A 13,715-nucleotide genomic window follows, 5' to 3' on the forward strand; every position below is an offset into this window, starting at 1 on the left:
CGTCCGCGACCTGCGCCGCCTCCAGAAGGAGGCCCAGGAGGTCTCCGGCGTACGCGCCTCCACCCCCACCCCCGCTCGCTCCCCGCCCCCTCCCGTCCGTCCCCGTCCGACTCTCGCTTACGTCCGGCTCACGGTTACGTCCGACTCTCGCTTACGTCCGACTCTCGCTTACGGCCGACTCACGGTTACGTCGCGCCGCCGAAGACACGGCCCGAGGCGTCGATCTGGGCCAAGCGCCGCAACGCCGAGAAGATCGCGTCGCCGAGTACCGTGCCGATGACGACGCTCTCCACGAGTTCCTCGCGCGCCACGCGGTGCGCCACGTACTCCAGGTCGGCCACCGCCACCCGCTCCGCCGCGTCCGCGTACGTGTCCAGGACCTCGGTGAACGTGCCGTGGCCGACCTCTTCGAGGGCCACCAGGGCCACCGCGAGGGCTTCCGACGCCTGGCTGTCCGGGTAGACGCGCCAGCCCCGCGCGGCGATCAGCTCCGCGACCTGCTCGCGCGCCTCCTCGATCCCGGCGCCGGGCTCGCGCTCATAGCGCGGCACCATCCGATCCGCAGCCGCTCCAAGCACCTTGTGCACCGGCCGCTCCGGGTCGTCGACCGCGACGATCACCTCGCGGATGCCCGCGACCGACAGGCCGCCCACGTCGAGAAGCGCCCGGATCAGACGGAGGCGCTGGACGTGCGTCTCCCCGTACGAGGCCTGGTTCGGGCTCGTCAACTCTCCGGCCGGCAGCAGCCCTTCCCGTACATAGAACTTGATCGTCGGCACGGACACCCCGGTCCTGCGACTCAACTCTCCGATGCGCACCGCGTGTTCACCTTCCTGGCCTTGCTCCGGCCTTGCCGACCGGCACCCCCATCATAGATAGTGGCGCTATCAGATAGCGGCAAGTGCCACTATCCATACTTTCCCACGGGGGGATCCGTATGTCCTTACTGCCCGCGACCCCACTCACCCGGCTCCACCGGCCCCTGGTCTGGTTCGCCGTGTCCATGGGCGCCCTCGCCCTGGTCTCCGCCGTCGGCATGGCCGTCGACGACCGCATCCTGGTCGGGGTGCCGATCTGGACGAAGCCCTTCAAGTTCTCCGTCTCGTTCGTCGCGTACGCGCTGTCGCTCGCCTGGATGCTCTCGCTGCTGCCCCGCCGCCGGGTCGGCTGGTGGGCGGGAACGGTGGTCGCCGTCGCCAGCGCCGGCGAGATGGTGCTCATCACCCTCCAGGTGATCCGCGGCACGCAGAGCCACTTCAACCAGGCGACACCCTTCGACGCCGCCGTCTTCCAGGTCATGGGCGGCACCGTGGTCGTGCTCTGGCTCGGCGCCCTGGCCATCGCCGTCCTCCTGCTGCGCGCCCGGATCCTGGACCGGGCCATGGCCTGGGCCGTCCGGCTGTCCTCGCTGATCGCCCTGGCGGGCGCCGCCGTGGGCTTCCTGATGGTGCGTCCGACTCCGGAGCAGCTGGCGGTCGACAACTCGCCGATCGTGGGCGCGCACTCCGTGGGGGTACCGGACGGCGGTCCCTCGATGCCGCTGACCGGCTGGGCCGACACCGGCGGCGACCTGCGTGTGGCGCACTTCTTCGGGATGCACGCGCTCCAGCTGCTTCCGCTGCTGCTGCTCGTCCTCGCCGCGCTCGCACCGCGCTTCGCGCGCCTCGCGGACGAGCGGGTCCGGCTCCGGTTCACCCTGACGGCCTCGGCCGCCTACGCGGCGACGTTCGTCCTGCTGACCTGGCAGGCACTGCGGGGCCAGGCACTGTTCGCCCCGGACGGCGCGACGCTGGCCGGTGCGGGGGCGATCGTCCTGCTCGGCGGCGCGGCCACCGCCCTGTCCCTCAGGGGGCCCTCCCCCTCCCCCTCCCCTCCCTCCCCCTCCGCCCCCTCCGCCCCCGCCCGGCCCGAAGAGGTCGCGTCATGACGGGTTTCCTCTTCGAGCTGACGTTCTTCCTGGCGGCGCCGGTCTGGCTGCTGATGATCTGCGCACCGGCCTGGCGCCACACCGAGCGCCTCGCGGCCTCGCCCCTGACCGTCCTGCCGATCCTGGCCGTCTGGGCGGTCCTGGCAGCCCCCGTCCTGCCCGAACTGTGGACGGCGGTCAGCAGCCCCGACCTCGACACCTTCCGAGAGCTTGCGGCGCTCGCGAACGGGGCCGGGGCGGTCTGGGCGCAGATCATCGCCTGGGACCTGCTGCTCGGCCAGTGGATGTACCGAGAGGGCCGGCGCCTCTCCGTCCCACCCCTCCTGATGGCCCCGCTCCTCCTCCTGACGATCCTCCTCTCCCCCATCGGCCTGCCCCTGTTCCTGGCGGTCCGGGCGGGGTGGGCCCGACGGGCGAACGGGCCGGTAAGGAAACCGGCGCCGGCCGCGTAGACGGCGGGAGGGCCCGCCCGCCGCACGCGAGCGCGGTCTTCTTGTCCGCCGATGCGTCCCCCGATGTGTCCGCCGATCCGGTGGTGGTGCGTATCGGCACGGGGGACGAGGGAGGCACCTTCCCGGCACGGCGGGGTTGCCGGCCGGGCTGCGTCACACGGAGGTCTGGGCGTCGTTGGGGTTCCGCGCGTGGACCGTCGCCAGGACGTCGCGGTCCGGTTGGAGGGTGAGGCTCGGGACCGGGTGGATGTCGTCGGTGGTGAGGTCCAGGTGGTAGCGGCGGGCGAGGACCGCGAGGACGAGGACGGCTTCGACGAGGGCGAAGCGGGTGCCGAGGCAGACGCGCGGGCCGCCGCCGAAGGGGAACCAGGCGTATTCGGGTATCTCCTCGGCGGGTTCGCCGTCTTCGGTGGTGAGCCAGCGCTCGGGGCGGAAGGCTTCCGCGTCGCCGTACCAGCGGGGGTCGCGATGGGTGGCCCACTGGCTGGACCAGACGCGGGTGCCGGCGGGGACGTCCCTGCCGCCCAGGGTCGCGCCTTCCTTGGCCAGGCCGGTGATGAGCCAGATCGTCGGGTAGAGGCGCAGGGTTTCCTTGATGACGGCCTGGGTGTAGGTGAGGGACGCGTAGTCGTCGTAGCCGGGTTCGTGGTCGGGGAGGACCCGGTCGAGTTCCTCGGCGAGGGCGTCGCGGACCCGGGGGTTCCGGGAGAGCAGGTACCAGGCCCAGACGAGGGTGGAGCTGGTGGTCTCGTGGCCGCCGATGTAGAGGGTGACGGTCTCGTCGCGGATCTCCTGGTCGGAGAGGGGTGCGCCGGTCTCGTCCCTGGCGGCGAGGAGTCGGCTGAGGAGGTCGGGGCGCTCGGTCTCGCCGTCCCGGTGGCGGGAGACGACGCGGGAGACCTCCGCGTCGATGACGGCGGTGGCGCGCTTGATGCGGGCGCGTCCTGGCGTGGGGACCCAGTCGGGCAGTACGGCACCGATGCCGCTGAACTCGGCGCCTATCTCCTTCTGGGCGATGTCCATGGCCTGGCCGATGGCTTCGGCGTCGGCGGCGGTGTCGACGCCGAAGATGGTGCGGACGGCGACGAGTTGGGTGAGGGCGGCCATGTCCTTCTTGATGTCGACCTGCTGTCCGTCGGCCCACCGGTCGGCGAGGGCGACGGCGCATTCGGTCATGGTCGCCGCGTAGGAGCGGACCTGCTTGGGGCGCACGGAGGGCTGTACCAGGGAGCGTTTGCGTCGCCAGTCGGCTCCCTTGGAGACGATGACGCCGTTGCCGAGGAGGGTGCGGAAGGCGATGCCGAGGTCGGGCTGGTCGAAGCTTCGCTCGACTTCGGTGAGGAGTTCACCGACGGTGTCGGGGTGGGCGATGAAGAGGCAGGGCTTGCGCCCGAAGCGCCAGCGGACGAAGTCGCCGCGGTCCCTGAGCTGTTCGAAGAAGCCGAGGGGGTCCTTGCCGAACGCGGGCAGGTTCCCGAGGAGGGGTACTCCTCGGGGGCCTTCCGCGATGTCCGGTGACGGCGGTGGCGTGTCGCCGCGTGTCCCGGCGTGCGGATGACCGGCTTGCGTGGTCATGTGTGTCCCTCCCCAACTGGCCTGCCCTGCTTGTGAGTCCATGCAAGCGGAAGGCTCCTGGCCGCGCCACCCCTGTGGACAACGACCTGTGGACAACTGCACCGCAGGAACGCCGAGTGCCCGTGGCGCAGTCGCCACGGGCACTCGCCCCGGAGGGAGGGGAGGGCTGGGGGGCCGTGCCGTCAGCCCACCGAGCTGTAGGCGACGACGCCGCGCAGCAGCGCGTCGACGGCCTTGCGGGCGTTCTTGGCGACGGTGCTGTTCTCCTTGGGCGCCGCTGCCGCGATCTGTCCGAGGACGTCGATGACCTGCTTGCACCAGCGGACGAAGTCTCCGGCGGGCATCTCGGCCTCGCGCAGTACCTCGTCGAGGCTCTTGTCGGAGGCCCACTGGTAGGCGGCCCAGGCGAATCCGAGGTCGGGTTCGCGCTGGCCGACCCCCTCCGCCTGGTTGATCTTGAACTCCTCTTCGAGGGCGTCGAGGCGGCCCCAGATCCTGACCATCTCGCCGAGGGCGGCCTTGGCGTTGCCGCTGGGCAGCTTGGGTGCGACGGCGTCGTCGGACTGGCGCGCCTCGAACACCAACGCGGAGGCGCAGGCGGCCAGTTCGGCCGGGGTGAGGCCCTCCCAGACGCGGTCGCGGAGGCATTCGCTGGCGAGCAGGTCGAGTTCGCCGTAGAGCCGGGCGAGCCGCTTTCCGTTGTCGGTGACCTCGTTGGCCCGGAGGTAGTCGAGTTCGGTGAGGAGCGCGACGATCCGGTCGAAGGTGCGGGCGATGGTGTTGGTGCGGCCTTCGATGCGCCGCTCCAGCTGCTGGGTGTCGCGCTGGAGGCGGTGGTAGCGCTCGGCCCAGCGGGCGTGGTCCTCGCGCTCGTCGCAGCCGTGGCAGGGATGGGCGCGGATCTCGGTGCGCAGCCGGGCGAGTTCGCGGTCGTCGGCGGCGGCGGAGCGCTGTTTGTGGTGGCGCTCCGGGTTGATGTGTCCGGCCTTGCTGCGCAGCGCGGAGGCGAGGTCGCGGCGGGACTGGGGGGAGCGCGGGTTGAAGGACTTGGGGATCCTCATGCGCTCCAGTGCCTCGACCGGCACGGGGAAGTCGATGGAGGCGAGTCTCTTGACCTGTCGTTCCGCGGTGAGGACGAGGGGGCGTGGTCCGTCGTGGTGCTCGAAGCCGCGGTGGCCGTTGGTGCGGCCCGCCGGGATGCCGGGGTCGAGGACGAGGGCGAGTCCGGCGAACTTGCCCGTGGGGACGTGGATGACGTCGCCGGGCTTGAGCTTCTCCAGGGATCCTGCGGCCTGGGCGCGGCGCTGGGCGGCGCCCTGCTTGGCCAGTTCGGTCTCGCGGTCCTTGAGGTCGCGGCGGAGCCGCGCGTACTCCTCGAAGTCCCCGAGGTGGCAGGTCATGCCCTGGCGGTAGCCGTCGAGTCCTTCCTCGTTCCGCTGGACCTGTCGGGAGATGCCGACGACGGAGCGGTCTGCCTGGAACTGGGCGAAGGAGGTTTCGAGGAGTTCGCGGGAGCGGTGCCGGCCGAACTGGTCGACGAGGTTGACCGCCATGTTGTACGAGGGTCTGAAGCTGGAGCGCAGGGGGTAGGTGCGGGTGCCGGCGAGTCCGGCGAGGTGCTCGGGGTCGAGGCCGCGCTGCCAGAGGACGACGGCGTGGCCTTCGACGTCGATGCCTCGGCGGCCGGCGCGGCCGGTGAGCTGGGTGTACTCGCCGGGGGTGATGTCGGCGTGCTGTTCGCCGTTCCACTTGACGAGCTTTTCGAGGATGACGGTCCGCGCGGGCATGTTGATGCCGAGGGCGAGGGTCTCGGTGGCGAAGACGGCCTTCACGAGGCCGCGGACGAAGAGCTCCTCGACGACCTCCTTGAAGGTCGGGAGCATGCCGGCGTGGTGGGCGGCGATGCCGCGCTCGAGGGCTTCGAGCCACTCGTAGTAGCCGAGGACGTGGAGGTCCTCGCTGGGGATGGCGGCGGTGCGTTCCTCTACGATCTCGCGGACGCGGCGGCGTCCGTCGTCGTCGTTGAGGCGGAGTCCGGCGTAGAGGCACTGCTGGACGGCGGCCTCGCAGGCGGCGCGGCTGAAGATGAAGGTGATGGCGGGCAGGAGCCCTTCGGCGTCGAGGCGCTCGATGACCTCGGGGCGGCCGGGGGTCCAGATGCGGGAGCGCTGGCGGCGCTCGCGCTCGCGGTCGGCCTCGCGGACCATTTTGCCGCGTCGCCGGTCGCGCGGGTTGTACGTGCGCGTGTTCTCGGTGCGGGCGAGGCGGAGGAGGTCGGGGTTGACCTCGCGCCGGGAGGCGCCGCGGCCGCCGTGGTCGGTCTCCTCCTCGAAGAGGTCGTACATCCGGCGTCCGGCGAGGACGTGCTGCCAGAGGGGGACGGGGCGGCTCTCGGAGACGATGACCTCGGTGTCGCCGCGGACGGTGTCGAGCCAGTCGCCGAACTCCTCGGCGTTCGACACGGTCGCGGAGAGGGAGACGAGGGTGACGGATTCGGGGAGGTGGATGATCACTTCCTCCCAGACGGCGCCGCGGAAGCGGTCGGAGAGGTAGTGGACCTCGTCCATGACCACGTATCCGAGGCCGGAGAGGGCCTGGGATCCCGCGTACAGCATGTTGCGGAGGACCTCGGTGGTCATGACCACGATCGGCGCGCCGCCGTTGACGCTGTTGTCGCCGGTGAGGAGGCCGACCTTGTCGGCACCGTACCGTCTGACGAGGTCGGCGTACTTCTGGTTCGACAGTGCCTTGATGGGTGTCGTGTAGAAGCACTTGCGGCCCTGGGCGAGGGCGAGGTGGACGGCGAACTCGCCGACGATGGTCTTGCCGGAGCCCGTGGGCGCGGCGACGAGCACGCCCTTCCCCGCTTCGAGGGCCTTGCAGGCCTCGATCTGGAAGGGGTCCAGACCGAACTCGTACATCTCGCGGAAGGGGGCCAGTGCGGTGGCCTGCTCGGCGTTGCGGGCGAGGGCAGCCGCGTACGCCTGGGCGGGTGTGAGGTCTTCTGTCATCTTGTCTTCGAGCCTACCCGGCCCCTGTGACAGTGACGCGATCTTTATCGGAGGGATGTGGCGGGGCCCTGGCGGGGGGCGAGGACGCGTAGTGCGCCGGGGGCGCATTCGACGGTGAGGGGCAGCGGGCCGAGGGGCTCGCCGTCGGCGTAGCCGGTGGTGTCGGGGGCGTCCAGGGTGAGGGAGCGGACGCGGTAGGTGGTGACCTTGGGGTGGTCGAGGTGTGTGCCCTTGTAGACGCGGGGGAGGACCTTGATCAGGGTGCGGCGGTCGCAGTCGCCGACGACGGTGACGTCGAGGAGTCCGTCGTCGGTGCGGGCGTCGGCGCAGATGCGCATGCCGCCGCCGTAGGAGCTGCCGTTGCCGACGGCGACGAGGGTGGCGTCGGTCTCGACGACGTGTCCGTCGTCGAGGGTGAGGCGGTACGGGACGGGCCGGAAGCCGGCGAGTTCGGCGAGGATCGCGAGGTCGTACTTGAAGCGTCCGGCGGGGATGCGCATGCGGTTGCCCCGGTCGTTGACGCGGGAGTCGAACCCGGAGGCGAGGACGGTGCCGTACCAGCGGGTGCGGGTGCCGCTGGTGACGCGGCCGAGGTCGATGGCGCGGGGGCCCGTCTCCTTGATGATCTCGGCGGTGACGCGCGCCGCGGCGGCCGGGTCGCGGACGGGCAGGCCGAGGGTGCGGGCGAAGTCGTTGCCGGTGCCCGCGGCGATGACCCCGAGGGGGGTGCGGGTGCCGGCGAGGGCCTGGAGCGCGAGGGAGATCATGCCGTCGCCGCCGACGGCGACGAGGGCGCCGGTGCCTTCGGCGACGGCGTCGCGGGCGCGTCGCAGGGCGTCGGCGGCGTCGTGTCCGAGGACGGTACGGACGGCGAAGCCCGCGTCCCTGAGGGCGCGGGCGGCGGGCTGGGCCGCGTGGGCGCCGCGGCCGCGGCCCGCGGTGGGGTTGACGAAGAGGGTGATGTCGCTGGTCATGGGCGGTCCCCCTGGACGGAGTCTGGGGGGACCTTACAAGATCAGGTGATGTCGTCGTAACCGTTGACGCGGTGCGCGCTGGTTCCGCCGTGTTCTCCGGTGGCCTGCTCGGGCAGGGCGCGGGAGGCGGCGACCGGTTCGACGGCGGCGACGGGCGCGGGCCTGAGGTCGAGCGCGGACGCCTCGTCGTCGTCGAGTTCGGCGTCGGGGTTGTTGCGCCTGCGTCGCCGGTCGTTGAGGAGGGAGAAGCCGACGGCGCCGAAGTAGAGGACGGTGATGGGGCCGGCGAGGGCGATCATGCCGACGGGGTCGGTGGTCGGGGTGATGACGGCGCCGAAGACGAAGACGCCCATGATCACGCCGCGCCACCAGCCGGCCATGCGGCGGCCGGTGAGGACACCGGTGAGGTTGAGCATCACGAGGACGAGCGGCAGCTCGAAGGCGAGGCCGAAGACGAGCACCATGCGCAGGGTGAAGTCGAGGACGTCACCGAGCGAGAGGATGTTCGCGGAGCCGCTGGGCGTGAGGCTGATGAGGACCTTCACGCTGATGGGGAGGATGAGGTAGGCGAGGTAGGCGCCTGCGGAGAAGAGGGGCACGGCCGCGCCGACGAAGGCGTACGTGTACTTCTTCTCGCTCTTGTGCAGTCCGGGCGCGACGAAGGCCCAGAGCTGGTAGAGCCAGACGGGGCTCGCGACGACGAGGCCCGCGGTCAGCGACAGCTGGATCGTCGTGCTGAACGGGGCCATGAGCGTGTTGAAGGAGACGATCGCGCAGTTGCCGCCGTCACTGGTGACGCCTTGTGCGCAGGTGGGCACCGATTGCGTCAGGAACTGCATGAGCTCCTCGCTGTACACGAGGGCCACGATCGTCACCGCTGCGACGGCGAGGAGACCTTTCGCCAGTCGGTTGCGGAGTTCACGCAGGTGCTCCACGAGGGGCATCCGGCCCTCGGGATCCTTCTCCTGCTTGCGGGCAGACTTGGGCAACCCACGTCCTCATCTCGTGCGGCAGGCCGCCGCCCGGTGCGGCGGCCGCGGCGGACCGGGTCAGCGCTTGGTGGTGTCCGACGGCTCGGTCACGGGGCGTGCGCTGGTCACGTCTCCGGGAGCGGCCTGGATGGTACGCGGGGCGGGCTGGTCCTGGGCGGTGGTCGCCGTGCCGGTGTGCGGCGGGTCGGCGGGGGCGCTCTGCTGGTCGTCCGACTTCATCGCCTTGGCCTCGCTCTTGAGGATGCGGGCGGACTTGCCGAGCGAGCGAGCCATGTCCGGGAGCTTCTTGGCACCGAACAGCAGGATGATGACGACGAGGATCAGAATGATCTCGGTGGGGCCGAGCCTACCCATAGCTGTGTACCTTCTTCACCGAGGCGACATGGAGTGCGTGCCCGGCGGGTCGGACAGGTGTCCGGCCACCGCGCTGCCTGCGATCGTAACCCGCAGGAGTAAACACAGGGCAATGCCCGTGCATACTCCCGATTGCGTCCCGCGCGCCCTGCCGAGGGCCGCTTCATGCAGCGTACGGCACGGACTCAGCGCAGGGCCTCGCCGGTTCTGGCCAGGCCGACGGCGGCGGTTTCGAGCTCTTCGGCGGCCTGGTTGATCCGCTGTGTGGTACGGGCCACTTGACGACCGAGGCGCTGGACCTCGAGGAAGACCTTGACGGCGAGGACGCCGAGGACGGCGAGGCCGAGGAAGCCGAGGGCGATGGCGAGCATGGGCCAGAACATGTGCTGAGCCTAGACCTTGGGCGGGCGGCGTTCGAAGGTGCGGCGGGTCGGCGGGTGGGGCGGGGCCGGCGGGTGGGGCGGGGCCGGCGGGTGGGGCGGGGCCGGCGGGTGGGGCGGGGCCGGGGCGCTCAGACCGTGGTGTGGAGGCGCAGGGTCCGGACGCCGCCGCCGGTGAGGAGTTCGACGATGCGCTCACCTGCGGGCTTGCGGACCGAGCTGCCGCACTCGGGGCAGGTGAAGGAGTAGAAGGTGGTGCGGCGGCTGGCACCGATGGCGAGGCGCAGGGCGCTCGCGGAGAGTTCGAAGCGGGAGCGGCAGTCGGGGCAGGCGGCCTTGAAGAGGACCGGGGCCATCGTCGCCGTAAAACCGTGCGTCACGGACATTTCCCTCATCTCTCGTCTCCCGCGCTGACTGACCGCATGCGACCTCGGCCGCCTCCGCGCCGCACCGCACCGCGCCATACCGCATACGCATCAGCGGCCACGTCCGTTACAGCGTCCCCCGGGCGGGGAACGTCACTCGCCGTCGTACGCGGCGAGTGCGGCGGCGGCCGCCGTCCTCGCGTTGTCGGCGAGCTCCTGCGGCGCGACGATCCGGCCGTCGCTGCCGAGCCGCAGCGCGAGCCGGCGCAGCGAGGCCGGGTCCGGCGTACGGAGGGTGACCCGCAGTCCGCCGTCGGGCAGCTCGTCGGCCCGGTCGTGCGGGTAGTACTCGGCGACCCAGCGCCCGCCGGGGCCGACCTCGACGACCACCTCGGGGTCGTCGGCGGACGGCTGGACGAGTCCCTCGGAGAGGTCGCGCAGCTCCAGCTCCGGCGGCGCCGCGTGCTCGTCGAGGATGCGGATCTCGACGACCCGGTCGAGCCGGAAGGTGCGGCGCGCCTCGGAGAGCCGGCACCACGCCTCCATGTACGTGTGGCCGACGGCGAACAGGCGGATCGGGTCGACCTCGCGTTCGGTGAGCTCGTCGCGCGCCGGCGAGTAGTAGCGCACCCACAGGCGTCGGCGCTCCGAGATCGCGCGGTCGACCTCGGCGAAGACGCCGCCCTCGGACTCGAAGGTCACGGAGAGCCGGGAGCTGGCCCCGGCGGCCTCGCCGGCCGCTGCCTCCAGCTTGGCGGTGGCGCGGAGGAGCGCCTCCCGGTCGCTCTCGCGGAGCCCGGGCAGGGTGGCGACGGCGCGGGCGGCGACCAGGAGGGCGGTCGCCTCGTCGGCGGCGAGCCGCAGCGGGGCCGCGACGTCGTCCGGGTTGTGCCACCAGATCCGGTCGCCGTCGGTGTCGATGTCGAGGAGGTCGCCGCCGCGGAAGCTGGTGCCGCACATGGGCAGCACGTCCAGGTCGGAGATCAGCTCGTCCTCGGTGATCCCGAAGGCGCGCGCGACGTCGGCGACGTGGGCGCCGGGGCGCTCCCGGAGGTAGGTGACGAGCGAGAGCATCCGCCTCGTCTGGTCGATCGCGTTGGCAGCCATGCGGTTCGTCTTCCCCTCAGCCCTTGGCCACGGCGCGGAGCCGGTCGACCACATCGGCGCGCAGATCGGCCGGTTCCAGTACGACGACGTCGGGTCCGAACTCGACGAGCCAGGCGTCGAGCCCGTGCCCGTACGGGATCTCGAGTTCGTCCCAGCCGTCGGTGCCCTCGTGTACGGACTGGGCGCGGGCCCGCAGCGGGTAGCCGCAGCCGGTGCGCAGCCGGATCCGGGCCGAGCGGGTGGCGGTCTCGCCCGCCCAGCTCTCCACGGTCTCGCGGACGGTGACGACATCGGGTACGGGCGCGGTGAAGGCGCCGGCCCGGGAGCGGACCTTGCCGGTGATCCGGGAGAGGCGGAAGACGCGCTCGGCGCCCCGGTCGCGGTCCCAGCCGGCCAGGTACCAGTGGCCGCGCCAGCATTCGAGGGTCCAGGGTTCGACCTGGCGGGTCTCGGGGCGGGCGGCGTTGGCCTTGCGGTAGTCGAAGACGACGAGCCGGCGGTCGCGGCAGGCCAGCATCAGCGGTTCGAAGGCGGCCTCGTGGACGGGGATGCGGGGTTCGAGGGCGCTGGGCTGGATGTCGTACGAGTCCTCCGCCTCCGGCATGCCCGCGGCGCGGAGTTTCTGGAGGGCGCCGCTGGCGGCGCCGGCGAGGCGGGCCTGCTGCCAGACCTTCGCGGCGAGGCCGAGCGCGGCGGCCTCCTCGGCGTCGAGGGTGATGGGCGGCAGCCGGTTGGAGTCGCGGCGGGCGAGGTAGCCGGTCTCGCCCTCCAGGTTCTCGACGGTCTCGATGACGAGGCCGAGCTCGCGCAGGTCGTCCTTGTCGCGTTCGAACATGCGGTTGAAGGCGTCGTCGGCACCGGCTTCGAGGTAGGCCTCGATGGAGCCGCGGAGTTCCCGCTTGCTCAGCGGGCGGCGTGTCCCGAGGAGGCACAGCGCGAGATTCATCAGCCGCTCGGACTTGGCAATCGCCATCGACGCCCCGCACCTCTTTTACCGGATCCACTTGTCGGACGTCCGACCGTACCGCCCCGGGGTGTCGGGGCCAAAGCCGAGGGCTCGCCGCGGACGGTCGCGGACTGCCGCGGACGAAGCCGAGGGCCCCCGCCACGGATGGCGGGGGCCCTCGGAGGACCGTCACCGGCCGGACACGACCGGCCGGGCACGACCGGTCAGACGGCGACCAGGTCGCAGACGAAGATCAGCGTCTCGCCCGGGGCGATCTTGGCGCCGGCGCCGCGGTCGCCGTAGGCGAGGTGGGCGGGGATGATCAGCTCGCGACGGCCGCCGACCTTCATGCCCTGGACGCCCTGGTCCCAGCCGGAGATGACCTGGCCGACGCCGAGCCGGAACTGGAGCGGCTCGCCGCGGTTCCAGGAGGAGTCGAACTCCTCGCCGGTGGAGAAGGCGACGCCCACGTAGTGGACGCGGACGTTGGCGCCGGCCTTGGCCTCGGCGCCGTCGCCCTCCCAGATGTCCCTGATCTTCAGGTCCGTCGGCGGCTCGCCACCCGGGAAGTCGACCTCGGGCTTCTCGATGCTCACTGAACTGCTCCTCATACTGATGAACTGCGTGATCGGGACAGTCTTACATCTTCGTCAGGATGTCCACGGCGAACACCAGCGTGGAGTTCTTCGGGATTCCCTGCTTCTCCTCGTTGCCGAACGCCTCCGACGGCGGGGCGACGATCAGGACGCGGCTGCCGACCTTCTTGCCGACGAGACCGTCCTTGAGGCCCTTCAGCGTGAGGTTCGCCAGCGGGAAGTTCGTGGGCTTGCCGGTGGTGTACGTCGAGTCGAAGACCTTGCCGTCCTTCCAGAGGGCGGCGACGTAGTTGACGACGACCGTGTCGGTCGGCTTCACGGCCTCGCCCGTGGACTCGATCACGTAGTTCGAGACGAGCTTGGTCGGCGGGTCGGACTTCGGCACCGTCAGCGTGGGCGCCTTGCCGTCGGTGTTCGTGCCGACCTTCGGCAGGTCCTTGTTCTCCTGGGCGACCGGGGTGCCGGTGGCGGACTTCGGGATCGTGACGGACTTCAGGATGTCCACGACGAACACGAGGGTGGCGTTGGGCTTGATGTCGCCCTGGCCCTGCGCGCCGTAACCGAGCTCCGGCGGGATGCCGATCTCGATGCGGCTGCCGACCTTCTGCCCTTCGAGGCCCTGGTCCCAGCCCTTGATGACGCTGCCGGCGCCGAGGGTCAGGTCGAACGGCTGGCCGCGGTCGAAGCTGTTGTCGAAGGGGGTGGCGGAGTCCCAGGCCTGACCCAGGTAGTTCACCTGGATCGCGTCGCCCTTCTTCGTCACCGCGCCTTTGCCCTCGCTGATGACGTTGACCTTGAGTTCCTTGGGCGGGGCGCCCTCGCCCTTGGCGAGGGTCGGCTTCTCGCCGAACTTGGCCCCCGCGGTGATGGCGGGCAGCCCGTTCGTCATCGAAGCGGAATCGGAGCCCTTGTCGTCGCTGCCGCACGCCGCTGTCGAGAGCAGCAGCAGCGGGACGACGAGAAGGCCGGCAAGTCGGCGCACGTGTTCCTCAGATCTCAGACGGCACAAGTAGTTGTGCCGACACTCTAGGGGACC

The 13,715-nt window shown here is 71.3% G+C and carries 14 protein-coding genes; 2 read left to right on the top strand and 12 right to left on the bottom strand.

The window, feature by feature from the left end:
* Positions 1 to 185 precede the first annotated feature (185 nt).
* The gene (locus ABT034_RS21650; RefSeq protein WP_351217552.1) at positions 186 to 818 is read right to left on the bottom strand and encodes a MerR family transcriptional regulator; all 633 of its coding nucleotides are present in this window, start codon (positions 816 to 818) and stop codon (positions 186 to 188) included.
* Between the two features lie 119 nt (positions 819 to 937).
* Between ABT034_RS21650 and ABT034_RS21655 the strand changes: the two genes are divergently transcribed.
* Complete coding sequence (locus tag ABT034_RS21655; RefSeq protein WP_351217554.1) at positions 938 to 1,927, top strand: hypothetical protein; 990 nt, start codon at positions 938 to 940, stop codon at positions 1,925 to 1,927.
* Positions 1,924 to 2,379, top strand: coding sequence for an ABA4-like family protein (locus ABT034_RS21660; protein ID WP_351217556.1), 456 nt, complete (start codon positions 1,924 to 1,926; stop codon positions 2,377 to 2,379). The genes ABT034_RS21655 and ABT034_RS21660 overlap by 4 nt, the downstream gene beginning before the upstream one ends.
* Before the next feature lie 153 nt (positions 2,380 to 2,532).
* On the opposite strand, the gene ABT034_RS21665 is transcribed toward ABT034_RS21660, so the two are convergent.
* The 11 genes from ABT034_RS21665 to ABT034_RS21715 form a co-directional block, all read right to left on the bottom strand.
* On the bottom strand, positions 2,533 to 3,954 hold the full coding sequence (locus ABT034_RS21665) for a cytochrome P450 (protein WP_351217558.1): 1,422 nt from the start codon (positions 3,952 to 3,954) through the stop codon (positions 2,533 to 2,535).
* A gap of 182 nt (positions 3,955 to 4,136) precedes the next feature.
* Positions 4,137 to 6,965: a DEAD/DEAH box helicase gene (locus ABT034_RS21670; protein WP_351217560.1), complete on the bottom strand. Its 2,829-nt coding sequence runs from the start codon at positions 6,963 to 6,965 to the stop codon at positions 4,137 to 4,139.
* Between the two features lie 44 nt (positions 6,966 to 7,009).
* Positions 7,010 to 7,939 (bottom strand): diacylglycerol kinase, encoded by a 930-nt coding sequence (locus tag ABT034_RS21675; RefSeq protein ID WP_351217562.1) that lies wholly within the window; start codon positions 7,937 to 7,939, stop codon positions 7,010 to 7,012.
* A gap of 41 nt (positions 7,940 to 7,980) precedes the next feature.
* A complete protein-coding gene (gene tatC, locus ABT034_RS21680; protein WP_351217801.1) occupies positions 7,981 to 8,883 on the bottom strand; it encodes a twin-arginine translocase subunit TatC in 903 nt (300 codons plus the stop codon).
* 105 nt (positions 8,884 to 8,988) lie between these two features.
* The gene (gene tatA / locus ABT034_RS21685) at positions 8,989 to 9,285 is read right to left on the bottom strand and encodes a Sec-independent protein translocase subunit TatA (RefSeq protein ID WP_351217564.1); all 297 of its coding nucleotides are present in this window, start codon (positions 9,283 to 9,285) and stop codon (positions 8,989 to 8,991) included.
* A 185-nt stretch (positions 9,286 to 9,470) separates the two neighbouring features.
* A complete protein-coding gene (locus tag ABT034_RS21690; protein ID WP_351217565.1) occupies positions 9,471 to 9,668 on the bottom strand; it encodes a hypothetical protein in 198 nt (65 codons plus the stop codon).
* Positions 9,669 to 9,796: 128 nt separating this feature from the next.
* Positions 9,797 to 10,060 (bottom strand): CpXC domain-containing protein, encoded by a 264-nt coding sequence (locus tag ABT034_RS21695; protein WP_351217567.1) that lies wholly within the window; start codon positions 10,058 to 10,060, stop codon positions 9,797 to 9,799.
* Positions 10,061 to 10,183: 123 nt separating this feature from the next.
* Entirely contained in the window at positions 10,184 to 11,137 is a 954-nt protein-coding gene (locus ABT034_RS21700) for a helix-turn-helix transcriptional regulator (protein ID WP_351217569.1), read from the bottom strand.
* A 16-nt stretch (positions 11,138 to 11,153) separates the two neighbouring features.
* Complete coding sequence (locus ABT034_RS21705) at positions 11,154 to 12,110, bottom strand: helix-turn-helix transcriptional regulator (protein WP_351217571.1); 957 nt, start codon at positions 12,108 to 12,110, stop codon at positions 11,154 to 11,156.
* Positions 12,111 to 12,307: 197 nt separating this feature from the next.
* Positions 12,308 to 12,679, bottom strand: coding sequence for an FKBP-type peptidyl-prolyl cis-trans isomerase (locus tag ABT034_RS21710; protein WP_351217573.1), 372 nt, complete (start codon positions 12,677 to 12,679; stop codon positions 12,308 to 12,310).
* 43 nt (positions 12,680 to 12,722) lie between these two features.
* Entirely contained in the window at positions 12,723 to 13,661 is a 939-nt protein-coding gene (locus tag ABT034_RS21715) for an FKBP-type peptidyl-prolyl cis-trans isomerase (protein WP_351217575.1), read from the bottom strand.
* Positions 13,662 to 13,715: the final 54 nt, after the last annotated feature.

This window comes from Streptomyces sp. NPDC002773 (assembly GCF_040295605.1).
Classification (GTDB): domain Bacteria; phylum Actinomycetota; class Actinomycetes; order Streptomycetales; family Streptomycetaceae; genus Streptomyces.